At 60.5% G+C, this 25,926-nt stretch carries 26 protein-coding genes; 23 read left to right on the top strand and 3 right to left on the bottom strand.

Going from position 1 to position 25,926, the window contains the following annotated elements; translation table 11 throughout:
- Positions 1 to 163: 163 nt before the first annotated feature.
- A complete protein-coding gene (gene ftrA / locus NKH89_RS12135) occupies positions 164 to 1,144 on the bottom strand; it encodes a transcriptional regulator FtrA (RefSeq protein ID WP_036270211.1) in 981 nt (326 codons plus the stop codon).
- A gap of 127 nt (positions 1,145 to 1,271) precedes the next feature.
- On the opposite strand from ftrA, the gene NKH89_RS12130 reads away from it, so the two are divergent.
- The 9 genes from NKH89_RS12130 to NKH89_RS12090 all read left to right on the top strand — a co-directional run bounded on the left by NKH89_RS12130 (position 1,272) and on the right by NKH89_RS12090 (position 10,133).
- Entirely contained in the window at positions 1,272 to 2,216 is a 945-nt protein-coding gene (locus NKH89_RS12130; protein ID WP_084833869.1) for a PDR/VanB family oxidoreductase, read from the top strand.
- Positions 2,217 to 2,330: 114 nt separating this feature from the next.
- The gene (locus tag NKH89_RS12125) at positions 2,331 to 3,836 is read left to right on the top strand and encodes a PepSY-associated transmembrane domain-containing protein (protein WP_023802366.1); all 1,506 of its coding nucleotides are present in this window, start codon (positions 2,331 to 2,333) and stop codon (positions 3,834 to 3,836) included.
- A 32-nt stretch (positions 3,837 to 3,868) separates the two neighbouring features.
- On the top strand, positions 3,869 to 4,213 hold the full coding sequence (locus NKH89_RS12120) for a DUF3088 domain-containing protein (protein ID WP_023802365.1): 345 nt from the start codon (positions 3,869 to 3,871) through the stop codon (positions 4,211 to 4,213).
- A gap of 173 nt (positions 4,214 to 4,386) precedes the next feature.
- Positions 4,387 to 4,605: a YqaA family protein gene (locus tag NKH89_RS12115; protein ID WP_441295558.1), complete on the top strand. Its 219-nt coding sequence runs from the start codon at positions 4,387 to 4,389 to the stop codon at positions 4,603 to 4,605.
- Between the two features lie 99 nt (positions 4,606 to 4,704).
- On the top strand, positions 4,705 to 6,267 hold the full coding sequence (locus NKH89_RS12110) for an ABC transporter substrate-binding protein (RefSeq protein WP_352908942.1): 1,563 nt from the start codon (positions 4,705 to 4,707) through the stop codon (positions 6,265 to 6,267).
- Between the two features lie 25 nt (positions 6,268 to 6,292).
- Complete coding sequence (locus tag NKH89_RS12105; protein WP_031256253.1) at positions 6,293 to 7,234, top strand: ABC transporter permease; 942 nt, start codon at positions 6,293 to 6,295, stop codon at positions 7,232 to 7,234.
- 10 nt (positions 7,235 to 7,244) lie between these two features.
- Positions 7,245 to 8,147, top strand: coding sequence for an ABC transporter permease (locus NKH89_RS12100; protein ID WP_023802361.1), 903 nt, complete (start codon positions 7,245 to 7,247; stop codon positions 8,145 to 8,147).
- Positions 8,144 to 9,157, top strand: coding sequence for an ABC transporter ATP-binding protein (locus NKH89_RS12095; RefSeq protein ID WP_352908939.1), 1,014 nt, complete (start codon positions 8,144 to 8,146; stop codon positions 9,155 to 9,157). The genes NKH89_RS12100 and NKH89_RS12095 overlap by 4 nt, the downstream gene beginning before the upstream one ends.
- Complete coding sequence (locus NKH89_RS12090) at positions 9,150 to 10,133, top strand: ABC transporter ATP-binding protein (protein ID WP_023802359.1); 984 nt, start codon at positions 9,150 to 9,152, stop codon at positions 10,131 to 10,133. The genes NKH89_RS12095 and NKH89_RS12090 overlap by 8 nt, the downstream gene beginning before the upstream one ends.
- 1,060 nt (positions 10,134 to 11,193) lie before the next feature.
- On the opposite strand, the gene chrA is transcribed toward NKH89_RS12090, so the two are convergent.
- Both chrA and NKH89_RS12080 read right to left on the bottom strand, forming a co-directional pair.
- Entirely contained in the window at positions 11,194 to 12,603 is a 1,410-nt protein-coding gene (chrA, locus tag NKH89_RS12085) for a chromate efflux transporter (protein ID WP_023802357.1), read from the bottom strand.
- A gap of 9 nt (positions 12,604 to 12,612) precedes the next feature.
- Entirely contained in the window at positions 12,613 to 13,593 is a 981-nt protein-coding gene (locus NKH89_RS12080; protein ID WP_023802356.1) for a chromate resistance protein ChrB domain-containing protein, read from the bottom strand.
- A gap of 113 nt (positions 13,594 to 13,706) precedes the next feature.
- Between NKH89_RS12080 and NKH89_RS12075 the strand changes: the two genes are divergently transcribed.
- From NKH89_RS12075 to NKH89_RS12010, 14 genes are all read left to right on the top strand, one after another.
- A complete protein-coding gene (locus NKH89_RS12075; RefSeq protein WP_156942686.1) occupies positions 13,707 to 14,174 on the top strand; it encodes a hypothetical protein in 468 nt (155 codons plus the stop codon).
- A 194-nt stretch (positions 14,175 to 14,368) separates the two neighbouring features.
- The gene (locus NKH89_RS12070; protein WP_023802354.1) at positions 14,369 to 15,187 is read left to right on the top strand and encodes a DUF1259 domain-containing protein; all 819 of its coding nucleotides are present in this window, start codon (positions 14,369 to 14,371) and stop codon (positions 15,185 to 15,187) included.
- 633 nt (positions 15,188 to 15,820) lie between these two features.
- Positions 15,821 to 16,294: a chromate resistance protein ChrB domain-containing protein gene (locus NKH89_RS12065; protein ID WP_023802352.1), complete on the top strand. Its 474-nt coding sequence runs from the start codon at positions 15,821 to 15,823 to the stop codon at positions 16,292 to 16,294.
- Positions 16,295 to 16,297: 3 nt separating this feature from the next.
- Positions 16,298 to 16,705: a hypothetical protein gene (locus NKH89_RS12060; protein WP_245277796.1), complete on the top strand. Its 408-nt coding sequence runs from the start codon at positions 16,298 to 16,300 to the stop codon at positions 16,703 to 16,705.
- A gap of 54 nt (positions 16,706 to 16,759) precedes the next feature.
- Positions 16,760 to 17,653 carry a DUF1259 domain-containing protein gene (locus NKH89_RS12055; protein ID WP_023802350.1) on the top strand — a complete coding sequence of 298 codons (894 nt, stop codon included), beginning with the start codon at positions 16,760 to 16,762 and terminating at the stop codon, positions 17,651 to 17,653.
- A gap of 45 nt (positions 17,654 to 17,698) precedes the next feature.
- The gene (locus tag NKH89_RS35815) at positions 17,699 to 17,974 is read left to right on the top strand and encodes an ATP-binding cassette domain-containing protein (protein WP_198032886.1); all 276 of its coding nucleotides are present in this window, start codon (positions 17,699 to 17,701) and stop codon (positions 17,972 to 17,974) included.
- 226 nt (positions 17,975 to 18,200) lie between these two features.
- Positions 18,201 to 18,494 carry an ATP-binding cassette domain-containing protein gene (locus NKH89_RS12045; protein WP_023802348.1) on the top strand — a complete coding sequence of 98 codons (294 nt, stop codon included), beginning with the start codon at positions 18,201 to 18,203 and terminating at the stop codon, positions 18,492 to 18,494.
- Positions 18,481 to 19,878 (top strand): ABC transporter permease subunit, encoded by a 1,398-nt coding sequence (locus tag NKH89_RS12040; protein WP_352908935.1) that lies wholly within the window; start codon positions 18,481 to 18,483, stop codon positions 19,876 to 19,878. The genes NKH89_RS12045 and NKH89_RS12040 overlap by 14 nt, the downstream gene beginning before the upstream one ends.
- A gap of 34 nt (positions 19,879 to 19,912) precedes the next feature.
- On the top strand, positions 19,913 to 20,587 hold the full coding sequence (locus NKH89_RS12035; protein ID WP_245277795.1) for a LamG domain-containing protein: 675 nt from the start codon (positions 19,913 to 19,915) through the stop codon (positions 20,585 to 20,587).
- 217 nt (positions 20,588 to 20,804) lie between these two features.
- Positions 20,805 to 21,548: a sulfite exporter TauE/SafE family protein gene (locus tag NKH89_RS12030; RefSeq protein WP_245277794.1), complete on the top strand. Its 744-nt coding sequence runs from the start codon at positions 20,805 to 20,807 to the stop codon at positions 21,546 to 21,548.
- A gap of 174 nt (positions 21,549 to 21,722) precedes the next feature.
- Positions 21,723 to 22,754, top strand: coding sequence for a sulfate ABC transporter substrate-binding protein (locus NKH89_RS12025; protein WP_023802343.1), 1,032 nt, complete (start codon positions 21,723 to 21,725; stop codon positions 22,752 to 22,754).
- A gap of 86 nt (positions 22,755 to 22,840) precedes the next feature.
- A complete protein-coding gene (gene cysT / locus NKH89_RS12020; protein WP_023802342.1) occupies positions 22,841 to 23,665 on the top strand; it encodes a sulfate ABC transporter permease subunit CysT in 825 nt (274 codons plus the stop codon).
- Positions 23,655 to 24,770 carry a sulfate ABC transporter permease gene (locus NKH89_RS12015; protein ID WP_023802341.1) on the top strand — a complete coding sequence of 372 codons (1,116 nt, stop codon included), beginning with the start codon at positions 23,655 to 23,657 and terminating at the stop codon, positions 24,768 to 24,770. Before cysT ends, NKH89_RS12015 begins: the two co-directional genes overlap by 11 nt.
- Positions 24,767 to 25,915, top strand: coding sequence for a sulfate/molybdate ABC transporter ATP-binding protein (locus NKH89_RS12010; protein WP_023802340.1), 1,149 nt, complete (start codon positions 24,767 to 24,769; stop codon positions 25,913 to 25,915). The genes NKH89_RS12015 and NKH89_RS12010 overlap by 4 nt, the downstream gene beginning before the upstream one ends.
- The last annotated feature ends 11 nt before the right edge of the window (positions 25,916 to 25,926 follow it).

The following is a 25,926-nucleotide window of genomic DNA, read 5'->3' as shown; positions in this document are numbered from 1 at the left end:
GCATCCACGACGCCTGGCCGCGTTTCCAGGACGAAACGTGCCGAACGCCGCTGAATGTGCATCGAGACATGTAAGCGAATCTGCGAGGTAATTATGGGCATCACACCCATTGCCTAGCTTTCTTCCAAAACTCCATTCCACGCGGCTCCAACGCGACTAACTCTCACTCTGTGCGTACAGCTTGAAATCGCCGCCTGTAGTCGGCCGGGCTGGTGCCAAGCTTTGCTTTAAAATGATTGCGTAGAGTGGCCGCTGCGCCGAAACCCACCATGAATGCGACTTCGTCTACCGATAAGTCGGTTTCTTCCAGTAGTTGCTTGGCCCGCCGTATCCGTTCCAGCAGTAGCCATTCTCCCGCTGGCGCTCCCATCGCGCCAACAAAGTGGCGTTGAAAAGTGCGGCTACCCATCGCCACTTGCGCAGCCATGTTTTCTATGGACCATTCTGCATCCAATGCGCCTCTGATTGCGTCGATCAGTGGCGCCAAGGTCGAGCTTGGTCGCTTCGAGATAGGTTCTTCAATATATTGAGCTTGGCCGCCTTCTCGATGAGGAGGCATCACCAGCCGACGCGCTACATGGTTTGCCGCACGGGGTCCCAAATCACGCCGGATCAGATGAAGGCATAGGTCGATCCCAGCGGCGCTACCAGCTGACGTCAGCACATTGCCTGCATCGATGTAGAGTACATCTGCCTCCACCTTAATCTGCGGATATCTGGCAGCTAAAGTTTCAGCATGCCGCCAATGTGTTGTGGCACGCTTTCCGTCGAGCAATCCGGCGGCCGCCAAGACAAAAGCGCCTGTGCAGATTGATAGTATCCGTGCGCCTCGCTCGTTCGCATTTTTCAACGCAGCGCACAATTCTGAGGGCACGGGATCATCAATCCCACGCCAGCCAGGAACGATAATCGTTCGGGCATTTGCGAGTAGCTCCACTCCGCCGTCGGCGGAAACGTGGATGCCTGCAGGACCTCGAATACGACCGGGTTCTCCCGCACAGATGGCAAAACGGTACCAGCTGTCGCCCATCTCTGGCCGCGGAAGGCCAAAAACCTCCACCGCGCAGCCATATTCAAAAAGGCTCAGGCCATCATAAACGACGACTGCAACTAGCCCTGCACCCTCCGTGGATCCTGATTTCATTTTTGTCATGATCCGGACGCAAATAGGCATTCATGCCACTGGCGCGGGACACTGACACATTTACCTTGCTGCCATCAAGGCTTTGAAGTACCGGGCCCGTCCCGGCCTCGCCATCGGAGTGGAGTCGGTGAAAGTAACGGTCACTCGAAAACTGGAGATCGCAGCAGACATCTGCGAGTTCCACCTGACACTTCCGGGCAATCAACCGTTGCCGCCCTTTGCTCCTGGCGCGCATATCGATGTGCATCTTGGCGCGCTGGTTCGGCAGTATTCATTGTGCAACGACCCCATCGAAAGAGATCGGTATGTGCTTGGTGTGCTCAAGGAGCCGTCCTCAAGGGGAGGAGCAAAGGCAATGCACGCTCTTTCAGAGGGCGATGAACTTGAGGTAAGCGAGCCTAAGAATAATTTTTCTCTAGATTGCAGCGCACGGCATTCAATACTTTTCGCGGGAGGCATTGGCGTGACGCCAATTCTCTCAATGTTCCATTTTATGGCGCGCCGCAGCATTTCGTTTGAAATGCACTATTGCATCCGCGCGCGTTCACGCGCAGCCTTCGTCGACCGTCTCTCCGGTTCTGAGCTTTCTGCGCGCGCGAACGTCTATTGTGATTCCGAGCCCTCAGTTGGCCAGTTGGATCTGTCAAAGGTTCTTCGGGATCCAGACCCACGAAAACACCTCTACGTATGCGGTCCGGGCGGATTTATCGAAGCATGTCTGTCTGCCGCCGACGCGGCAGGCTGGAGTGAGGCAAACCTGCATCGAGAGTCTTTTGCAGTCGCGGCAAATTCTTCAGGGCCGAAAGAAGCGTTTGACCTCAAACTCGCCCGCTCAAATCGGACCGTTCGCGTAGCTCCCGGACAGAGAGTGATCGACGCACTAACGGCCGCAGGAGTCTGTGTTCCATCCTCATGCCTGGAGGGCACGTGTGGAACCTGCCTGACAACCGTACTGGATGGGGAGCCGGACCATCGAGATGCATACTTGACGAAGAAAGAACGGACAAGAAACGATCGGTTTCTCCCTTGCTGCTCGCGGTCAAAGACTTCGGTGCTGGTGCTGGATCTTTAAATCTCGCGCCCAATCTCTAGCGCTTCACAACCTCATTCACGAAAAAAGAAACGAAACCGATCGTTAAGCAAACTCTTACACAACTAAAACCAAGATAAAAAGGGTAACATAGAGATGGTAACTTACCAGGAAGGCGCTGAAAGCAACCGAAAATCGCGGATAAATATCCTTAAAGCAATTGTCATATTTCACCGGTGGCTTGGAATTGCTTTCTGTCTGCTCTTCGCGATGTGGTTTTTCTCCGGCGTCGTTATGATGTACGTCCCCTATCCATTCCTTGGAGATGGCGCCCGTATCAACAAAGGGACCACGATCGACGGCAGCCAAGTTGAGTTGTCTCCTTCAGCTGCAATCACTGCATCGGGCATCAGTTCACCTGCCCGCCTCCGCATATTGGAAGTGAATGGTCAGGCCATGTACGTCATCCACCCACCGAAAGGTCCGCAAGTGATCGTTTCGGCAAAAACTGGTGAGGTCGTGGCAGGCATTTCCGGCGAAGCCGCCACGTTGATTGGACAGTCTTTTTCCGGACAAACGGTCAAGGCGGTCTCAGAACCGCTAACCTATGATCAGTGGATGGTGCACCATCGGTTCGATAGGTATCGACCATTCTACAAAGTCTCGCTGGCCGATGAGGCTGGAACAGACCTCTACGTATCCCAACGCTCTGGCGAGGTGATGCAGCGGACGACGAACTTCGAGCGATCCTGGAACTATGTAGGAGCCGTGCTCCACTGGATCTACCCAACCGTCCTACGCCAAAGCTGGGTTGCATGGGACCGTACCGTTTGGTGGATGTCACTCGTTGGCATCAGCCTGACAATCGCTGGCATCTGGCTGGGCATCGTTCGCTCGTACAAAAGCGCCAAATTCAACCAAGGAGCAATTTCTCCCTACAGAGGATGGATGAAGTGGCACCACGTCGGGGGGCTGGTCATGGCCACCTTTATCTTCACGTGGATACTGAGCGGCTGGCTCTCGATGGACCACGGAAGGCTCTTCTCGACCGGCGAAATGACCGACGCGCAGGCTGAAGCGTATGTCGGGTTGACGGTGGCCGAAGCGGCCAAGTCGGTATCGCCTGGCGCAATCCAAGCCATTCTTCCTGCCACCGAGGTGGAAGTGTCTGCCGTAGCGGGCAGGCCGTACCTGCTTGCCCGTGGCCCCGAGGCCGACCCCAAGATCGCGGAATTTCGGGATGGTAAGGTGAATGCCCATTCTAACGCCTTTCCTAATGATGCCATCTGGCAGGCTGCTTCCTTTGCGTACCCTGGGAAAACTGTGGAACGACCGACCCCAATCCCAGCCGACGACGTCTACGCGAACCTGCGATCGAGCGACGGCATTGGCGGAGAAGGACTGCGCATCATTGTAAAGGACGAGGCGAACACAGCCGTCTACGTCAATCCCGTAACCAGCCGCGTGATTGAGGTCATGGACGGCAGCCGACGCACTTACCGATGGCTATACTTCGGTCTGCACACTCTGGATTTTCCGTTCCTCTCCAACAACGCGATCTGGAAGCCGCTAATGCTGACGCTCCTCGCCGGCGGGTTCGCTTTCAGCGTGACAGGCGTTTTGATCGGATGGAGACGCTTGCGTCGCAAATTTGCCAAGTAGAAACAACTACTAATCTATGTTGGAGACTAGAAATGAAAGATCAACTTTTCATGCTTGCGCCTGGCTTCTTCAACGGGAAGGACGGCCCATTCTACTGCGGCGGCGCTGTCTCCGTTGAAGGGCTTCTGAGCTTCTTTCCGGCGCTGCGAAACAAGATCGACGTGCACTATATCGATGCCCCGCGCCCCCGCCCTGCGATCATTGAGTTGATAGGAGAGGAAAATCAGTCTGCGCCCGTCCTGATCCTTGGCGACGACCGTATTCCTTTGGATCGGAGCATAGAGCTTCAGTCGCATTGCCAGACGAGGTTCATCAACTCACCGGACGATATCCGCCGATACCTTTCGTCACAGTACGGTGTTGCCCACCCCTCCTGAGAGCCAGACGAACCGTCCGATCCGCGGACCACAGCGACGTTCGCCTTGGATCACCCGCGGCTGCCTTGCAAACGGTTGAGCCCGCCTTCTCCGGCGCCGATGCGTGACCAAAAGCAGAAGCAGATAATGACTAGACAATAACGTGCGCCAAACAAACACAATGGGGAACACAAGTGTCAATCGGCATGGAATGGGGACCCTGGATCGGCGCGCAAAAAGGGCGCTACGGGAAATGGAGCCTGCTCTTGAGCTGGCTTCCGATCATCGGAGATCCTCTGACCCTGGTAGCCGGCGTTCTGCGGGAATCGTTCTGGAGCTTCCTGGCTATCGTCACGATCGCCAAGGCTGGTCGTTATCTGGTGATCGCTGCCGCCACTCTCAGCTGGATGTAGCGGGTCACAGCTGGCTGGATTGGCGCCAATTATGTCTATACAAATAGAAAGCCAGCATGTAAAATAGTTGTCAAATCAAACAAAAAATGGGGAACTGAAATGATCACTCTCGACCGTCGTAATTTCCTTGCCGGCACGGCCGGCCTGGCCTTTGTCGCCGCGCTTCCGCATGCGGCCTTTTCCGAAACACATGAAACGCTGAAAATCGCCATTGCCGCCGAGACCGGCGATCTCGACCTGCTGCAGAACGTTTCGACGCTAAGCACCTATACCATCGTGTTCGACGCGCTGATCCACTACGGGCAGAACGGTTCGTTGGAGCCGGGGCTGGCCACCAAATGGACCGTCGCGGACGATCAGCTTTCGATCGCCTTCGACCTGCGTGAAGGCGTCAGCTTCAGCGACGGCACGCCCTTTGATTCCGCTGCCGCCGAGTGGAACCTCAAGCGCTGGATGGGTGTGCCAGACTTTTCGTGGATCGGTGTCGCCGATGCCTTCGACAGTATTGTCACCGATGGCCCGAACAAGCTGACCATTAAGCTGAAGCGGCCGGTGCCGGCAGCCCTTCTTGAGCTCACCATTGTCCGGCCGGTGCGTTTCCTCTCTCCCAAGGCGGTCGACGCGAACGGCAAACAGACGGCACCGATCGGGACCGGGCCGTGGATCGTCGAGACCTACGACTCGTCCGGCACCAATCTTGTTCGCAACGACAAATATTGGGGCGAGAAGCCGCTTTTCAGCCGCATGGAACTGAAGGTGGTTCCGGATGAGCTCGCCCGCGCCAACGGCCTGCGCTCGGGTGACCTCGACGTGATCGGTGGCGACTGGGTGGCGACGCTATCGCCGCGCCGCGCCCGCGCGCTCGAAAGCGACGGCATGAAGGTGGTGGCCGAAGCGGGTACGGCAACGATGCTGCTCGGCTATTCGCCGAACTCCAAGATCATCGCGGACAAAGCCGTCCGCGATGCCATCTACGCGTCGGTCGACCGCGCGGCGATCGCCAAGGTTCTGTTCGAGGGTTTTGCCGATCCTGCAGCGGATCTATTCCCGGCAAACGTGCCTTCGTCCGGAAAGCGGCATGGCGTGCCTGTGCGCGATGTCGCGGCGGCCAAGAAGATACTCGCCGACGGCGGCTGGGCTGACGGTGGCGGCTCCTGGACAAAGGACGGCGCGCCGCTCGCGATCGGTTTCCTGGTCTCGGAGGAATCGCTGCCGGGGTCGCGGCGCATCGCTGAGATGATCCAGGGCCAGTTGTCCGAGGTCGGCTTCCAGGTGCAGGTCGCCTCTGTGGACAACGCGACGATGCATGAACGCCGCCCGGCTTTCGACTACGACCTCGCCTTCTTCACCACCTATGGCGCGCCCTACGATCCGCACGGGACGCTCGGCAACGCCTTCGTCTCCACCGCCGACAGCGGACCGGACGGCAAGATCTACGTCTCGGATGCGCTTGACGGCGTGGTCAAGGCCGCGCTCGAAGCGAGCGGCGAGGAACGCGCACTGAAGATGCAGGCGCTCTACGACTGGCTGTACGACAACACCGCCATCTGCCCGCTTGTCGTGAGCCAGCGGCTGTGGGCGCACAACCCGAGGGTGGAGAATTTCTCGCTTCCGGCGACCGACTACGATCTGCCGTTCAAGGCGATCACGCTAAAGGCCTGAAATCGAACCCAAGCGAGGCCTGTCGATGAGACGCATTGTTCTGCGACGGATGCTGCTTGCCTGCCTGTTGATCATGGCGGCATCCGCGCTGACATTTGCCCTGGTTGCAGCCGCTCCGGGCAATGTCGCGGCGCTTATCGCCGAGCGTGCCGCAGGACCCGGCGCCGACGCGGAAATGATCAAAAGAATCGGCGAGGAGCTTGGCCTCAACGACCCGCTGCCGATACGCTACGGACGCTGGCTGGCGGGTGCGCTAGGCGGCGATTTCGGCATATCGCTACGAACCGGGAAACCGATCTCCGACGAATTCGCCGCCCGTGTTCCGCTCACGGCGGCGCTGCTCGCCGGTGGCGGAATTCTGGCATTCTTTCTCTCGCTGACGCTCGGTCTGGCCGGGGCGGTCAGCAACGGTGGCACGATGGACAGGTTTCTCCATGCCTTTTCGCTGATCGGCGCCTCGACGCCAAATTTTTTCGTTGCCGCGCTGCTGGTCATCGTGTTCTCGGTGATGCTGGGCTGGGTTCCGACCTTCGGCACCAGCGGCTTCACCTCCTGGCTGCTGCCGTGGGTGACGATCGCGCTGTTTCCGGCCTCCGTGCTCAGCCGCGTCGTCCGGGTCAATCTTCAGGAGGCAATGTCGCGCCCGTTTGCGACGACCGGCTTCGCCAAGGGCTACACCAGAACCCAGGTCCTGCTGCGCGAGGCGCTGCCCAATATCGCCATACCGTTCCTGACGACGTTCGGCGCACAGTTCACCTTGATGATCATCGGATCGATCGTCGTCGAAACCGTTTTCGCGCTGCGCGGCGTCGGCGCCTTCTTCATCGAGGCGATCCGCTTTCGCGACTTCATCGGCATGCAGTCGGTGTTGCTGCTGTTCGTCGTCTTCTTCGTCATGGTCAATTTCCTTGTCGACATGGTGTGTCTCGTAGCAGACCCGCGCCTGCGCCGGGCGCGGGGGGCATGAGGCGATGACCATGCCGTCGATCAATGAGATGAAAGACTGGCCCTGGCTGGTGCTCTTTCCCGTCATCGTCTTCGTGCTGATCGGTATATTCGCCCCGGCGATCATGCCTTACGATCCCGGCGCGCAGGACTATGCCGCAACGCTCGAGGGTCCAGGCTGGAGCCATTGGCTCGGCACCGATTACCTCGGCCGCGACGTTTTCAGCCGCATCATCGGCGGGGCGCGCATTTCGCTGGTGGCGATGGTGATCGTGCTGGTGGCGGCGCTCGCCATCGGGGTGACCATTGGCTCGTTCGCCGGTTATGTCGGCGGCCGCGTCGAGCTTGTGCTGATCAGCCTCATCGACATTGCATTGGCGCTGCCGAGCCTGGTCATCGCGCTGGCGCTGATCGGCATCCTGGGCACCGGCTACTGGTCGATGATCACTGCGCTCACGCTGGCATGGTGGGCAAACTATGCCCGCATGAGCCGTGCCGTCGTCACCGCCGAATTGCAGCAGCCCTATATCGAGGCGGCGCGGGTGATGGGCGCCGGCCACCTCTGGATATTTGTACGGCACATCCTGCCGCATGTGCTGGCGCTTGTCGTCGTCTATGCCAGCGCCGATGCCGGCGCCTTGGTGCTTGCCATCGCGACGCTGAGCTTTCTCGGCTTGGGCGTTGCGCCGCCGACGCCGGAATGGGGCCAGATGCTTGTCGACGGCATGAGCTACATCGAGGAGTTTCCGCGCCTCGTCGTGCTTCCCGGTCTCGCCCTGACGCTGGTCGTGGTCAGTTTCAACCTGCTCGGCGAAACCTATGCGCTGCAAAAAGTGCCGCGGCCGGTTCGCGGGCGAATGCTGCGCAAGCGCAAGCTGGCGCGGGCTCGCGAAGAGGCCGAGCGCGATGCCGTCGAAAGGACGGGTTCGACATGAACGACGACAAGCCAATTTACGCGATCGAGAATTTGATCATCGATCTCTATGCAACTTCCGTATCCGTCCGGGCGGTCGATGGCGTCTCATTCAGCGTTCGGCCCGGCGAAACGGTGGCGGTCGTCGGGGAAAGCGGCTCGGGAAAAACGGTCATGACGCTCGGCCCTCTCGGCCTGCTGCCCGAAGGCGTGACTGTAGCGATGCGCGGGACGGCTCAGGCCGACGGGAGCGACCTGATCGGCATGGGCTCCAGGCAACTGTCCGAGCTTCGCGGCCGCTACTTTGGGGTGATCTTTCAGGATCCGATGAGCGCGCTCAATCCGATGCTGAAGATCGGCCCGCAACTGGCCCGCCAAGCGCGCCGCTTCGCCGGCCTGTCGCACGAGCCTGCCCGCAGGCAAGCGGTGTCGCTGTTGGCGCGCTTAGGCATTCCCGACCCCGAGGACCGCTACCATCGCTATCCGCACGAAATGTCGGGTGGCATGCTGCAGCGCGCGATGATCGCGCTGGCGCTCGCGGCCCGACCGCGCGTGCTGATCGCCGACGAGCCCACCACAGCCCTGGACGCCACCGTCCAGGCACAGATCCTGGAGCTCATCCGCCAGATCCAGCGCGAGGAAGGCATTGCTGTGGTGCTGGTCACCCACGACATCGGCGTGGTCGCCTCCGTCGCCGACCGGGTCATCGTGCTCTATGCCGGGCAGGTAGCGGAAGAGGGGACCGCCATGGACGTCCTGACGCGGCCCGTTCACCCCTATACGCGCGGGCTGCTCGCATCGGTGCCGGACTTTCGGTCCGACGAAAGGGCGACGACCCGCGAGATACCGGGCCTGCCGCCAAGCCAGATCAGGCTGGAACCGGGTTGCCGTTTCGCCGACCGCTGCGAACTGGTCGAACCAGGTTGCCGAAAACACAGGCCGCCGCTTCAGACGATATCGTTCTCGGCAAATCCGCATCGCGTGGCCTGCCCGGTCGTGATCAGGCGAGAGGGGATTGCCCTTCATGTCTGATGCCGCTGCAATCGAGGTCAGGGGGTTGAAGGTTCATTTCCAGAACCGCGATGGGACAGGCGCGGTCCGGGCGGTCGACGGCATCGATTTGAGCATCCCGCGTGGAGCCTTCCACGGTATCGTCGGCGAGTCCGGCTGCGGAAAGACCACCTTGGCGCGCACCATCGTCGGCCTGCAGAAGGAGAGCGAAGGCACGGTCCTGATCGCCGGCAGAAATCGCGCCGAATGGTTGAAATCAGACAGGAAATCGTTCAGCCGTGAGGTCCAGTTCGTCTTCCAGGATCCGCTGGGATCGATGAGTCGACGGCAGACTGTTTACCAGACACTGGAAGAGCCGCTGCAAATCCACCGCCTCGGCTCTTCGGCGGAACGAAGCCGACGCATCACCGAGCTTCTCGATCTGGTTGCGCTGCCGCAAACGGTGCTCGACCGTCTTCCACGCTCCCTTTCGGGCGGCCAACGCCAGCGCGTTTCGATAGCCCGCGCGCTTGCCCTCAAACCTTCGATCCTGGTGTGCGACGAGCCGCTGAGTGCCCTCGATGTCTCGATCCGGGCGCAGATCGTCAATCTGTTCACATCTCTGCAAAAACAACTTGGCCTTACCATCGTCATTGTCGCACATGACCTGGCGATCGTGCGCGAGGTCTGTTCGGACGTAACGGTGATGTATCTCGGCCGCATCGCCGAAGCCGGTGTGACACAGCCGCTGTTTCGCGAGCCGGCCCACCCCTACAGCCAGGCGTTGCTATCCGCGGTTCCTTCGCCCGACCCGCGCATCGAAGCCGACCGTCGCCGCATCATCCTCGCCGGCGATCCGCCGAGCCCGAGCAACCCACCGCCAGGCTGCCGGTTCAACACACGCTGTCCCGTGGCGATCGATATCTGCCGGTTGGACGAGCCCCAACTGCGTCCCGTTCCTCATGGCGGCGTCGCCGCCTGTCATCTGGCTGAGAGTGATCACCGCCCGGTGATCTGACAACGAATGGCAGTTGGTCTTCCGAGAATAACGTCAAGCGCCGTCTGCCGGCGTCTGATCTCGCTGCGACGGGATTAGATTGGCTTTCCATCACCCTCGCGCCGCGGGGAGGCCGGAGCGGACGCGCGATTCGCGTCCGGGTGTGAAAAAGGTGAACTCCTGCGTGTCCAACAAGCCGTAGCGAGGCGCGGATGTCGTAACAGCAAGCGGCCTCAACGCTGGCGGCGGCCTCTGCTCCACCGATGCAGGCCACCGAGCAATCCGATCTTGAAGATTACGAAAAGGGCCACGAGTGCAATCACTGTGTAAGAGATCGGATTTGAGGTGTCGCTTAGACCTCGCCACGATAGCCACCAGGGCGCGCCTGCGTGCATGGCGATCAGCGCGACGATGCCTAGCACTAGGCCTATGGTGTGCAGGTGGCTCATGGCTGCAGGCCGTGCCGGGCCTGAGGGTTCTTCCGTGCCGAGAGCGACAAACCTATCGCGAATACGGGAGACGTCGGCGGCCGCCGTGGCTAGTACGAACTGCAGGTTCTTCGTGCCAACCGCGCCGTTAGCGACGATGTTGAGACCCGAGTCCCGGAATTCCGTTATGATGTCGTCGACTGTGCTGACGCCGTGACGGTGGAAACGATCGATGAAGAGGAGATCGCGTTGAAAGCCCGCTAAACAACGCCAAGCCGAAAACCTAATGAAAGCATATGGTTCGCGCAATCCGTATGGTTCCTGAGCAGGACCAGGCGGTGTCACGCTGATTGCGATGGACGCTCCAGCGGCGTCAACGAGAGTGCCCCGTTCCGTGTTCGTTCGAGCTTATCGTTGCTGAGCGTACTCTCAACGCTATGCCCTCAGATAGGCGGGAAGCAGGATGCTGACCAGACCGTCACCGAACGCCCGCAGTCCCCTCGATGTCAGCAGGTTCGCGGCCGTCGGCTCAGCACCCGCAGGAAGCAGCCTGAACCGTTGCTTCGGAAATAGCTTTGCGCAAACCGTGCGCGAGCGACTGTAACGTCAACGATGCCTCCTCACCCCACAGGTCAGGGCGCTGGCTGCACGGGTTAAATCGCTCCCGTCGCCATCCCGTAGAGCAGCCCGAGGATCGAACAGCCGGCGAGCACCGGGAGCATGCCGATCTTGAAACGGAACACCGCCAGCAGCGCACCCAATGTCAGGACGAGCGACGGGATGTTGACGGAGCTGAATGTGGGCACATCGACCGTCATGCCGAACCCTTTGACCTCGCGCAGTGCTCCAAACAGAACGTGAAGCGCGAACCACACCGCCAGGTTCAGGATCACGCCCACCACGGCCGCCGTGATGGTCGCCAGCGCGGCGGACAAGGCCTTGTTGCTGCGCAGCGTTTCCACAAACGGCGCACCAACAAAGATCCACAGGAAGCAAGGTGTGAAGGTGACCCAGGTGGTGAGCAGGCCGCCTAACGTTCCAGCGAGCAGCGGATTAAGCGATCCCGGCGCTCGATACGCGCCCATGAAGCCGACGAACTGGGTCACCATGATCAAGGGGCCAGGCGTCGTCTCCGCCATGCCAAGGCCGTCCAGCATCTCGCCGGGCTTCAGCCAGCCATAGGTATCGACAGCCTGCTGCGCCACATAAGCGAGGACGGCATAGGCGCCGCCAAAGGTCACGACCGCCATCTTCGAGAAAAAGACCGCGATATCGGCGAAGACATTGCCGGACCCGAACAGCACGAAAAGGCCGAGGACAGGTGCCAGCCATAGCACCAGAAACACACCGCCAATCTTCAACGACCAGCTGACCGGCGGGCGAGCATGAGCAGGAATGCCTTCGCCGAGCGCCGATTCCGCATCGGCGACCTGCTTGCCGCCGACCTTGCCATGGCCGTTGCCCGCCATGAAAGGTGCCAGCCCGGCCCGCCCGCCGACATACCCGATCACTGCAGCTGTCAGGACAATGAGCGGGAACGGGACATGGAAGAGGAAAAGCCCAATGAAAGCGGCGGCAGCGAGCGCTACCATGACGTTGTTCTTGAGCGCCCGCTTGCCGACGCGGATAACCGCCTCAAGCACGATGGCGAGGACGGCGGCCTTCAGGCCGAAGAAAAGCGCCTGCACCGCGCCGACATTGCCGAAAATCGCATAAATCCAGCTCAGCGCCATGATGGCGATGACGCCCGGCAATACGAACAGCGTGCCGGCCACGAGCCCGCCTCGGGTTTTATGCAGGAGCCACCCGATGTAGACGGCGAGCTGCTGGGCCTCCGGTCCTGGCAACAGCATGCAGTAGTTCAGCGCATGCAGGAACCGCGTCTCGCCGATCCAGCGCTTCTCCTCAACGAGGATGCGATGCATTACCGCGATCTGGCCGGCCGGGCCACCAAAACTCAACGCTGCCACACGCGCCCAGACCCGCACTGCTTCGCGGAAGGGGATGCCATGCGAAGGTTCATCACCGAGCGCATTCGGATGGACGGCATGGACGCTGGTCATGGGTTCCCCTCACCCGCGCTTCTGGCGGAAATACTGGTAGAGATTGTCGAAGACCGGGCCGCCCTGCGCGATCCGCTGCTCGTCGCCCTTATTCGTCATGGCGATGCCCGCGATTAGGCTGGCTATGCCCGTCGTCTCGTCGCGACTGAACTTGCCGTCCTTGAGGTCAATGTCGTGGACAATCTCGGCGATGGCCTGCAGCGCCGGGTCGACTATGCCACTACGATTGAGCAGTACCTCGAAGCTGCAGCGGTCCCCTTCATGGGTGATTTCGCCTTCGAACATGTCGAAGCGCAATTCGCCCTCCTTTGGCACGTGTCCCTTGCCCGCCACGAAGCGGATCGTTGCATCGGCATCGATGAAGCGATGGATCAGCCAACTGCAGGCGATGCGGTCAACATGCACGTCCCGCCGCGTGACCCAGGTCCGGCCCTTGACCTCACCCAGCTCGGCCGCCTTCTTCGGTTCCTTGGTCATGGCCTTGTCCTCTATAAGCTGAGCCTCGAGCTCGGCGATCAGTCCCTCGGCGGCGAGCCGCCCGCTGGCGCCGAAGAAGTCGATCGCCACGACTTCGGCAAGCCGCTTGCGCATTCGACCGAGTTGCGCGCGGGCATCCGCGCGCCGATCCTCGGTCTTGTCGGAGTCGATAGCCGCCGTTAGATCGCGCGCTGCCTTGGCGATCTCTGCATAGTCGGTGTCCCGCGCGGCATCGAACAGCGCCCGAACCTGTGCGTCCGTCAGGCCGTCGATCAGACGCGCCTCACACACCATCGCCTCACCGCCACCGTCGATAATTTCCTTCAGGAGCCATTCGAAATCCTCCTGCGTTTCTGCATCGGCGGGCAGCGCATAGACTGTGCTTTTGACCGCAACTGCGCCGATACCCTGCAGCCGCCGCCAGATCTTTACCCGGAAATAGGCTGGTTTGGTCGGCAGCTGATGGATCAAGAGCAGCCAGCGCTGCTCGGTCCCAAGTTCCCCTTCGCTCATCAGCTCACCGTATCACTGAGAAAGGCAAATGCAACACTTGTATCATATTAAATTCAGGCGTAGCGTTGACGTCTCGCAGACTGTCCCGCTGATGCCTGACAGGAGGTGCCGAAATGACAGCCTCGGGTGGGGCTAGCCAGTCAGGATCATCCGCGACTCGGGCCGTCGGACGCACCGCAGCTACGCTCATGACTGCCGGCATGATCATCGGAACGGGTATTTTCGGTGCCCTTGGTGCGACCGCCGAGCGGGCCGGTCCCGCCCTTCTGCTGGCAATGATCCCAGGTGGGCTGGTATGCTTGGCGACAGGCATCAGCGGCGCGCAACTCGGCGTCAATTTCCCCAGACATGGCGGTGCGTTCGCGTGTGGCGCTCGCGATGGGCGAGGCGCACGAATTGCCGAAGTGGTTCGGCAAGGTCTATCCGCGTTTGAAGGTGCCGCGTCACGCAGTACTTGCCGTCGGGGTGCTCGTCTTTGCAGTGGTGCTGGTGTTCGACCTGCGTCAGGTCTTGCCGCTCGCCAGCTTTTACCTGCTGGTTTGGTTTGCCATTACCCACTACGCGGCTCTGCACTTAAGTAAGGGGCAGCGCCTATTCTCGCGCTTCTTCGCTTGGTTCGGCCTGGCTGGCTGCTTCGTACTGCTCTTTTTCATACCACCCCTGCACCTTATAATTGGAATGGTGACGCTCGCGTTGGCGTTCGGCACTCGATTCATTGTGTGGCGCCAACGGAAATCTGGTTCGGTTAGTGCTCGATGAAACGAGGAGGTCTAAGATGCTCGATACCCAAGCTATTGAATCCCTTACCGGACTGAAGGGACAGACAACGGGTGACGTGCTCAAGTTATCGGTCCCGCGCAGTGAAGTGAGAGTGACCCTGGACGGCTTTGAGATCATTCCGTTTATGGGCCTCACCTCCTGGGTTAGTTTTAAACAGGGGGCGCATCATGCCACGCTGATGGGTGACATCGTCGTGCTCGAAGATGAAATCGAGGACGCGATGGCCGCAGCGATCCAGGCGAACCTGTACGTAACAGCCCTACACAATCATTTCGTCCGCGAGCAGCCGCGCGTGATGTTTATGCATGTCGAGGGTACGGCTGATGAAACTGCGTTGGCGACAGGAGCGCATAGGATTTTTGAAGCGATAAAGATCGTGCGCCAGAAGCATCCTGTCGAACCCGCCATCAAGAAAGTGAATAGTAGCTTGGACGCGCCGCCGCTTGAGGCGATTGTCGAGCACAAGGGCGAGAGCAAGGACGGCGTGCTCAAGTTTGTCCTGGCGCGCCCATCCGTGCCCGTCGTCTGCACACGCTGTGGTGAGCTCAATATTGATGCCGCAATGGGTTACAACACATGGGCAGCCTTTCAGGGCACGGACGAGCGCGCCGCGGTCTGCGGCGACTTTGCGATGCTGGAAAATGAAGTCCGTTCGGTCATCCGTGAACTGCAAGCTGGAGCGATTGGAGTAATCGCGGTGCACAATCACATGTTCTTTGAAGACCCGCGGATCATCTTCTTGCACTACTGGGGCATCGGCAATGCTCAGGCGTTGGCGCAGAGCTTGAGGCGGGCGCTCAACACGCAGCAATAGTTTGTCACTGTCGCCACAGGAGTCATGCGACCGCCGCGCGCTCGCGATATAATGGCAGCGGAAATGTATCGAAAGCCAAGAACTTCGGCGCAGCGCGCTCGGGTTGGCGGCGCGACGGCGGTGGGAAGGTCGGCCTGGATGGCGGTTCCGTCGAGGCTGCCATACTCGTCGATGGCAGCGGGGCCGACCAGAAGTTGCTGGTGCCGGCATTCGCGAATAGTCCGGCGCATCTCTTCGGGACTGCCGTTGGCATCGATCCGGTCGATGTCACGGCGGACCCCAAACACACGGCGGGTCGGCCAAGATCGAAAACATATCTCCGGATCAGCGGCCAAACGCCGAGCAGGATAACCGCCAGCGCTGCGCCGATGTCCAGAACATGTCCCGTCTTGGCCCGCAAGATTTCGGTGCGCGCCATCAGATCTTCACCCGGAAAGGCCGGCTTGCTCGGCAGCTGACGGGCTGATGGATAAGGAGCAGCCAGCGCTGTTCCATTCGGTTCGCCATCACTCATAAATGAACCATATCACGGGAACAATAATATGTAACACTTGTATCATTCCTCATCCAGGCGTAGCGTTGTTGGTCTCGCAGCAGTAGGCCGCGCTGAGCAACCAAAAGGGAGACAAGGCCATGAGATGGGTTACCCGCGAACGTCCGGTCATCGACCGTATTGCTTGTCCCTGGCTGATCGCCCGCTTCATCGACAAGGAGCCAGAATTCCTGTTCGTGCCGCCGGATCGGGTGATCCCGGTTGCCCAGGAGACGGGCGCTACACCCTTTGACGTGCCCGGTGTCGAGTTCACGCATGTGGGTGACGGCTGCAGCTTCGATACCTTCGTCTCGAAATACGGCCTCGAGCGCGATCCGGCGATCGTGACGATCGCCTCGATCGTGCGCGGCGCCGACACCGATCGGCACGATTTGACGCCACAGTCGGCGGGGCTGCTTGCGATCTCGATGGGGCTCAGGGACGTCACGCCCGACGACCAGGAAGTGCTGAAACACGGCTTCGTCATCTACGACGCGCTCTATGCCTGGGCTTCGCGCCGCAAGGCGGAGACGCATAGCTGGCCACCTGCCATGAAACCTACGGCGGCGGCCTGAAAGATGATTACCCTCGAAAAAAACAGCCCGGGAACTGCTACGGTTGGTCGGCGGCTGATGGCCGCCATCGCCTTTGGCTTCAGCCTGATTGCTGTGAATGCCGCGGACGCGGCGGACACGTTCCGGCACCTCAAGGGCAAGGAGATCAAGGCCAAGTTCGCCGGCATGGATTTCACGGACGACGTTCATTGGGCGGATGCGTTCGGCCGCGACGGACGGATCGTGCGCTACGACATGGGCAAGAAGAACGCCGGCAAGTGGCGCGTCGAGAAGGGGCAGCTCTGCATTTCCGTTGAAGGCGAAGAGACCTGCTATCAGGTATGGATCTCAGATACCGCAGTACAGCTTCGTGACCCGGATGGGACGTTCTTCCTGGAGGGCGTGCTGCAGAAGCCCTCTGCACGCGACTAGCGTCTCGGATTGAAAGTCATTGGGCATATTGGGGCAGACCACAAGGAGAAATCCATGCGTGCAAAACTCATCACCGGCGCAATGCTGATAGCGATGTCGGCGCTTCTCCAACCGGCGTCAGCGGAACCCGATTGGCAAAGTGTCGCGCAGACACTTGGCAAATCCGGAACGGAAATGCCTGGCGGCGTTTACAGGGTGGGCTTGCCACGAACCGACCTGAAAGTATCGCTCGATGGGATATCCCTGAAGCCAGGCTTTGCGCTCGGAGGCTGGATCGCGTTCGAGCCAATGGTGAACCAGGCCATGGTCATGGGCGACATCGTTCTGACCCAGGACGAGGTGAACCCGGTCATGAAGAAGCTTGAAGAAGGCGGGATCGAGATCACTGCGGTTCACAACCACTTGCTGCGCGCAGAGCCGATGACGCTCTACATGCACCTCTTCGGCCAGGGTGATCCCGTAGCACTCGCCACAGCGCTTCATGCCGGCTTGGCTCTGACGAAGACGCCGATGGCTGCATCCGCCGGTTCGCAGGCGGCGGCCGCTTCGAAGATCGAGTTCGACACGGCGGGTGTCGACCAAGCTATTGGCTACAAAGGCAAGGCCAACGGCGCGGTCTACCAGTTCACTATACCGCGCGCAGAACCGGTCGAAGAAAATGGCATGGAGGTGCCGGCCGCCCTGGGCTCCGCCATAGCGATCAACTTCCAGTCGACTGGCGGCGGCAAAACGGCGATCACAGGTGACTTTGTGCTGACTGCCAAGGAGGTCAATCCGGTTATCAGGGCGTTGCAAGGCAACGGCATCGAGATCACGGCATTGCATAGCCACATGCTCGATGAGCAGCCGCGGCTCTTCTTCATGCATTTCTGGGCGAACGACGATGTGCAGAAGCTGGCGAAAGGACTGCGCGCAGCCCTCGACAAGGTCGCCGTCAAAAAGAGCTAGATTGGGCGTCCGCGCGCGCGTCCAACGGCGGAGTTCGGCCGGGCAATGCCCAATCGCACGCCGGGAGGGAATCAGCCGATGTTGATGCGAAGCCGGAAGCCTGACAAGGCGCAAATCGCAACATCGCCAGCGAGCGGAGTCGCCCTTCGGGTCGACGCCTTGACAAAGCGCTACGGCCCGCAAACAGCGTTGGCGGACGTTGCCTTCACGGTCGAAGCCGGCGAAGTTCTCGGTCTCATCGGACCGAACGGAGCCGGCAAAACCACGTTGTTCGAAGCAGTTGCCGGCGTTCTTCCCGCCGACTCGGGGACGATTTTCTAGCACGGCGCCCCTCTGCCACCCGCATTGCGCCGGAGATCGATCTTCTACCTCCCCGACGGCCTCCGGCCGTGGCGCGACCAGTATGTCGAACGGGTGCTCGCGTTCTTCGCCGGTGTTTACCGGACATCGGACCTCGACGTCGCGGACACAGTTAGGGCGGTCGGACTTGCACCGGTGCTGAACAAGCGGGTGCTTGCATTGTCCAAAGGGGTATGCCCGTCGACTGATGTTGGCGCTTGCCCTGATTACGCCGCATCCCCTGCTGCTGATGGACGAGCCCTTCGACGGCTTCGACTTGCGACAGACCCGCGAGATCATGGACGTGCTGCGCAAAGTTGCGGCGCAGGGGCGGAGCCTCGTCCTCGCCATACACCAGCTGCTCGATGCCGAGCGCATATGCGACCGTTTCGTCTTGCTCGCAGAAGGCCACGTGCGCGGCGTCGGGACCTTGGGCGACTTGCGGGAGCGTGCGGGGATCCTCTCCGGTGGGTTGGAGGAGGTTTTCCTTGCGCTCACCTGAGGCAGCGGTACCGCTCGACGCTCCCTTCGGCCCCTTGCTGGCCAAGGAGCTGCGGGAAATGGCGAGCGGCCGGCCGCTCTGGACAATGCTGCTGATGCTCTGCCCTCTCATCGGCTTCAGCTTCTTTCAGGCCGTGTCGCTCTACGGCGAAACGAGCGCTACTGCGCTCACCTCGCCTGGGCTCGCGAGCGCACTATCCCCGCTGGACGGCGTACTGGTTCCGACGTTCGGCGGCTTCTACGTCGCCGTTACGCTGCTGTTTCCCTTTGTTGCCATACCCGTGCTCGGCAACGAAAAGGAGTCCGGCGCCTTGCGGCTCCTGATCCAGCTGCCCTATCGACCGCCGACTTTGATTGGCGCCAAGCTGGTCGCCGTCTTCGCAGCTTGGCTCACTGCCAGTATCCCTGCGCTCTCAGCGCTCGCGATTTGGGAGTTCATGGGCGGACATCTGTTCGTCGCCGAGACCCTGAACCTTGTTCTCGGACATCTGCTCTATGGCCTGTTGGTCGGCGCCATCGCGTTATTCGCAGCTGCGCTTACCGAGAGCGCGGCAACCGCGGCGATTGTCACACTCGGCTTCACACTCGGATCGTGGGTCATCGACTTCGCGGCGGCCAGCCAACCCGACCTCCTTGGCTGGTCGTCGCGGCTATCGCTCACGCAAACGCTGCATACCTTTGAGCTCGGATTGTTATCGCTCAGTCTCGTCGTCGGGGTGCTTGCGGCGATTCTTGGATTTGCCGCACTCGCTGCCATCTGGCTCCCCATGGGTGCTACCGTGCGCATCAAGCTTGTCGGTTCGCTCATCTGCCTCGTGGCGACCTGTCTTGTGATGGTCGCGGCTACCCAGATCAGATGGTCGGCCGATGCGACCGAGGACCGACGGAACTCTTTCTCGCTTGCCGACCAACAGGCCCTGACGCAACTCAGCGAGCAGCTGACCGTCACCGTTCACCTGGCGCCCGAAGACCCCCGGTACGCCGATTTACGAACAAGCGTCCTATCGAAGCTCGAGCGGGTCATTCCACGGATTGTCATCCGTTTTGCAGGCGACCAGCAGAGTGTTGTCGACAGCGCAAGCGATGAGTCGTATGGCGAAGTCGAGTACAGCTATGGCGGCCGGTCGGCCGTCAGTCGATCGACCGGCACCCAGGAGGTACTGCCGCTCCTTTATGGGCTCGCAAATGTACCCCTGCCCGTGCCGGCGACCGGGGCCGGCGATTATCCCGGCTATCCGCTCGTCGCGGCTCCGTGGATCGCGCTTCCCTGGTTCCTTGGCGGCCTGCCGCTACTCATTGGAGTCGCCTGGTGGCGGAGCCGCAGGGCACCGGCCATCGCATACGCCTCAAGCCAGAAGGAGATCAGCCGTGAACATCTTACATAGCCTCAAGACAGTCGCCGCGGCAGGTGCCGGCTTGGTGGCCTTGCTGCTGCCAGCCTCGGCGGGCTCGCCGGACATCGTCAATTTTTCGGACGAGGAAGTTGGCGCAGATTCGAAGGCGATGCCCGGCGTGGTGGGCGTTTGGCGGATCGAAACAGAAGGCGACAATAAGGTGTTGGCCGTCGACGGGCGCCAATGGAAGGAGGGACAGACCTCCGCCGGTCTCGCCGACAAGGCACGGGCGCTCTATGGGGAGCGGTATGCCGAGTTTCTCGACCGCGTCCAAGCCTATGCATACTTCCCCTACGCAGTCTTTGAACGCATGCCAGATTTCCGCGACGGAGAGATCACCGTCCGGTTCGAGGGCATTTCCGGCCGCATTGATCAAGGTGCCGGGATATTGTTCAACCTGAAGCCTAACGGCGACTATCTCACGATTCGCGCCAACCCTCTGGAGAACAACCTTGTCTTGTGGAAGTTCGAAAAGGGGAAACGCTCGTCGGTGACCTGGGTCAAGAACACCCCAACCTCAACCCATGAATGGCACGACCTGAAGGTGCGCATCGCCGGCACCAAGGTCGAAGGCTATGTCGACGGCAAGCTCTACCTGCAGGACACGCTGCCTGAGCCGGTGACCGGGCGTGTTGGCTTGTGGTCGAAGGCCGACAGTCACGTGTATTTTGATGACTTCACCGTAACTCCGGCTGGTTAAGCGGTCCGCTTTCAACCAGCTTTCAAAGCTATCGGCGGTACGGTGCGCCGGAGTCCGGTCTTCCGGGCGCCCGCGTTTGGCCCGGTAACGGTGATTATTTCCATCGCAGACGAGACTCAAGGGGCGGGCCGGGCTTTTGCTAACCGACGCGTTCGGAACGATCAAAGGCCCGCTTCGTTCTGATCGGATGGACTGGATTAGACTAGGCCTCCTGGCGTTGGCGGGGTTCCTCACCTGGACGCTGAACACCCTCTCGGCCGGAGGCGGCGGTCTATTGCTGATCCCCGCCGTGACTTTCATCACAGGGAGCGCCGCGGTTGCGCCGGTCATCACCTTGACCGAGCTCATCGGCAATCCCATCCGCGCCCTGGCTTTTCGGCGCGACATCGATTGGAGCCTGGTCCGTTGGTACCTGCCCGGCGCCATCGCCGGCGCCGCGGCGGGCTCCTGGCTCTTCGCCAACAGTCGAGCGGAATGGCTCCAGATACTCATAGGGATCTATCTGATCAGTGCAGTCTGGGAATTTCGCGGCGGGGCGCGCGAGAGGAGCTACCGAGTTCGCCGCTGGTGGTTCCTCCCGGCCGGCCTGATCGTCGCGCTGTTGTCGGCGCTGATGGGCACGGTGGGACCCGTCCTGAATTCGCTCTATCTGAACTACGGTTCGGAGAAGGAGACGTTGGTCGCCACGAAATCCGTGAACTCGTTTGTGATCGATGTCGTCAAGGTCGCGGTTTTCACTGGACTCGGTGCGCTCGGTGGTCAGGCGGCCATGTACGGCGCAGCCGCGGGTTTGGGCGCTGCGCTTGCCAATCTGCTGGCCAAGCGCTGGCTCGAACGCCTGAGTGGACGACAGTTCCGCGGCCTTGTGGTCGCGCTCATGGCTGTGAGTGGAGCGCTGATGATCTGGAACCAGCACAGCGTCATTGTGCAGGCCTGGCGCGCGGCCACAGGAATGTCTTGACAATGTCGCTGTTGGCTGGAGCGTTGCGCATTACACCATGATGAGGCAAAAAAATTCCCTGAAATGTCCGCAGGAGGCGTAAATTTGCGCGCCGCCCGCGAAAAACGCAAAGGCCATTGCATCAATATTCTACAAAATTACTAGATTAAGATGGAATTCCAACGGAGGCAGACAATGACCCGACTTCGAACCAACGCAATTCTTGCCGGCATCCTGGTCGGCGCTGTCCAGCTCGGCGTCCCAGGCTTTTCAGTACCGGCTTCCGCCGCCGAGATCGAACTCCTGAACGTGTCCTATGATCCGACTAGGGAACTCTGGCGCGACATCAACGAGCATTTCATACCAATCTACGAGAAGTCGACTGGAGACACGCTGAGCATCAAGCAGTCGCACGGCGGTTCGAGCACTCAGGCCCGCGCTGTCATCGACGGCCTTGAAGCCGACGTGGTGACGCTGGCGTCCTTCCTCGACACGGATGCCGTCGCCAAAAGCGGGCTGATTAAGGAGGGATGGGTCGATCGCCTGCCCAATCGCTCTCTGCCCTACACCTCGACCATCGTCTTTGTCGTTCGCAAGGGAAATCCGAAAGGCATCAAGGACTGGCCGGACCTGGTGAAGCCCGGCATCGAGATCGTCACCCCCAATCCGAAGACCTCCGGAAACGGTTATCTGAGCTTCTTTAGTGCGTGGGGTTCGGTGGTCGTGCGCGGCGGCTCGCGCGATGATGCCGTGAAGTTTGTCACCCAGCTCTACCAGCAGGTTCCCGTTCTGGATTCGGGTGCCCGCGGCGCGACGACAACGTTCGTCCAGAAGGGAATCGGCGACGTGCACCTTGCGTGGGAAAACGAGGCGCATCTCGAGGTGGAGGAGGCGAAAGGCGCGTTGGAAATCATCAACCCGCCTGTCAGCATTCTGGCCGAGCCTTACGTCGCCGTGGTCGATGACGTTGTTGACCGGGCACCCGGTCACCGGGAAGCAGCGGAAGCGTACTTGAAGTACACCTACACTGACGAGGGTCAGGAAATCCTTGCAAAACATTTTTATCGGCCGACCAACGAGGCCATCCACAAAAAGTATATTGGAACGACCTTTGGCGAGATTAAGCGGTTTCCGATAACCGACATCGCGAAGGACTGGCCGGATGCCCACAAGCAGTTCATCGGCGAGGGCGGCGTATTCGACAACATCTACAAGCCGAAGTCCTGAAGACGACGAACTTGAATGTCATTGTACGCCCCGCGCCGGAAAACAGGCGCGGGGCCGAACTTTGAGAGAGATGGGTTGGCAAGGTCATGGCAAGTGCAAACAGGAAAGTCTTGCCCGGGTACTCGCTGACGCTGGGTTACACGGTTTTCTACCTTAGCGTCCTGGTACTCATTCCGATTACGGCGGTCTTTTTCAAGGCCGGGTCGCTGTCGTTCGAGGAGTTCTGGGGAGCGGTGTGGACGGAGCGGGCGCGCGCGGCATATCTGTTGACGTTCGGCGCAGCCTTCGTCGCGGCGCTGATCAATCTGGTTCTCGGCCTTCTTATCGCATGGGTGCTGGTCCGCTACGATTTTCCGGGCAAGAAAATCGTGGATTCGCTCGTCGACCTGCCCCTGGCGCTGCCGACGGCGGTGGCCGGATTGGTCTACTCGGCGCTCTATGTCGAGAATGGCTGGCTCGGGCAGTACCTGGTTCCCTGGGGAATTGAGGGGGCCTATTCGCGCTTCGCGATCGTCCTGGTTCTGGTCTTCGTAGGGCTTCCCTTCGTTGTGAGAACGGTGCAGCCGATCCTCGAAGACATCGATCCGGAATCGGAGGAAGCCTCGGCCTCCCTGGGCGCCACGCGCCTGCAGAGTTTCCTGGATGTCATCCTCCCCAGCCTTTATCCCGCGCTTATCACGGGTTTTGCGCTGGCTTTCGCGCGCGGCGTGGGGGAATACGGCTCGGTCGTATTCGTGTCGGGAAACAAGCCGTATGAAACGGAAATCGCAGCGATCCTGATCGTGGCGCGCCTGGAGGAATTCGCCTATGGTGAAGCCACGGCGATTGCCGTCGTGCTGCTGGTCATTTCGTTCGCCATGCTGGTGATCATCAACATGCTGGAGCGTTGGAGCATGCGCCATGAGCGCTGAAGCCGTATTGCCAAGGCCGGGAGCAACGGCTACTCCGGCTAACATTCGCCGCGCGCAGCAGGACCCGGCCTGGGTCAGGTGGCTTCTAACGGGAGCCGCCCTTGCCATCGTCATCGTTCTGATCGTCATTCCGGTCACAAACATTTTCGTGCAAGCCCTCAGCGAGGGGGTGGTGACCTACTGGCGCAATCTGTTCGACGATCCGGACACGCGGCACTCGATCGTTCTGACGTTGATCGTGGCCCCGATTGCGCTGGTCGCCAACACGGTGTTTGGCGTCGCGGCGGCCTGGGCGATCGCCAAGTTCAATTTCCGCGGCCGCACGCTGCTGACCGCCCTCATCGACTTGCCCTTTGCGGTGTCGCCGGTCGTGGCGGGGCTGATGTTCGTGCTGATCTTCGGGCGTCAGGGATATCTTGGGCCGTTCCTGAGGGCGGACGGCTACTCGATAATGCCGTATCTGATTTCGGCCCTCGCCGTCGGCATCTTCATTCTGCTGTTTTACATCTTGAGGCCGCTGAGCCCCAAGGCGCGTCGCGGGCTGTGGAACCATCCCTATCTGGTGCTGCTGCTCGGCAGCGCCATCATCTTTGGCGTGCTGTTCTACCTTCAGGTCTATTTCGAGGTTTGGCCGCGCAATCAGAGCCTCAAGATCATCTTCGCCCTCCCCGGACTGGTTCTGGCCACGGCGTTCATCACCTTCCCGTTCGTCGCGCGCGAGCTGATCCCCGTGATGGAGGCCGTGGGCGTCGAGGAGGAACTGGCGGCGGTCAGTCTGGGAGCCAGCGGATGGCAGCTTTTCTGGCACATCACGGTGCCCAACATTAAGTGGGGACTGATCTACGGCGTCATCCTGTGCAATGCTCGCGCTATGGGAGAGTTCGGAGCCGTCTATGTGGTCTCTGGCCACATAGCGGGACAGACGGATACAATGCCGCTCCGTATCGAGAAGCTGTTTCAGGAGTATAATCTCCCCGGATCGTTCGCGGTTGCATCCTTGCTCACCCTCGTCGCGATCATCACACTGATCGCCAAGGTTCAGCTTGACCGGAGGGCTCCGAATGCAGCCAGTGTCCCGGCCCGGACAAATGGAGTTAAACCATGAGCATCTTGATCAAGGACGTTTCGAAGACGTTCGGGAACTACCGCGCGCTCGACAACGTCAGCCTTGAGGTGCCCGACGGGAACCTGGTCGCCTTGCTCGGCCCGTCCGGTTCGGGAAAGACTACCCTGCTGCGGATCATCGCCGGCCTCGAAGTCGCCGACTCTGGCACCGTGCTGCAACAGGACGAAGACATCACCAACTATTCCGCCCGTGATCGCAAGGTTGGTTTCGTCTTCCAGCACTACGCGCTGTTTCGCCATATGACGGTGGCGCAGAATGTCGGCTATGGCCTGAGGGTCCGCAAGACGCCCAAGCCGCAGATCCGCGAGCGCGTCGATGAGCTCATGAAGCTGATCCGCCTGGAAGGGTTGCAGGATCGCTACCCCAGCCAGTTGTCCGGCGGTCAACGCCAGCGTGTCGCCTTGGCGCGGGCACTTGCGGCCCAGCCCAAGGTTCTGTTGCTGGACGAGCCCTTCGGTGCGCTCGACGCCAAGGTACGTCAGGAACTTCGAAAGTGGCTGCGCAAGCTGCACGAAGAAATCCATGTGACGAGCCTCTTCGTCACACACGATCAGGAGGAAGCCTTCGAGCTTGCCGATCGTGTCGTGGTGATGAATCAGGCGCGCATCGAGCAGATCGGTACGCCGGACGAGATCTATGAGAACCCGGCCACCCCGTTCGTCTACAGTTTCCTTGGCAATGTGAACCTGTTCCATGGCCGAATTCGTCGTGGACGTTTGCGCCTGGGCGAGACCGAACTCTTTGTTCCTGAGCATGTCGCCGTGAAGGATGCGCCGGCGGTTGCATATGTCAGGCCTCACGAGGTCAAGGTGCGCGAGCAAGCCGGCGAAGGTGCCAATATCGCCGCGACTATTCAGCGCGTGAATTCCGCGGGACCGTTGGTGCAACTCGAACTGACTCGTAACGACGATGGCAGCCCATTAACTGCCCAGTTGAGCAAGGAGGAAAGCACCCAGCTTTCCCTGGAGCCGGGGGTGCAGGTGTATGTCGAACTGAAGAACGTGCGCGTCTTCCCAGAGGACAAGTCGAATCAGGGTGGCGGCCACGAGATTGCTCCCGACGTTTCGGACGCCGGAGACGCCCCACCGCTTTGTGCCGTGAAGGATTTGGCGGCTGCGTCCTGACCGAGTGACGC

Source organism: Mesorhizobium sp. M0923 (assembly GCF_040319365.1).
In the GTDB taxonomy this organism is placed as follows: Bacteria; Pseudomonadota; Alphaproteobacteria; order Rhizobiales; family Rhizobiaceae; genus Mesorhizobium.
Note: the sequence above shows the minus strand (reverse complement) of the source record. Positions and strands in the feature narration are given on the sequence as shown.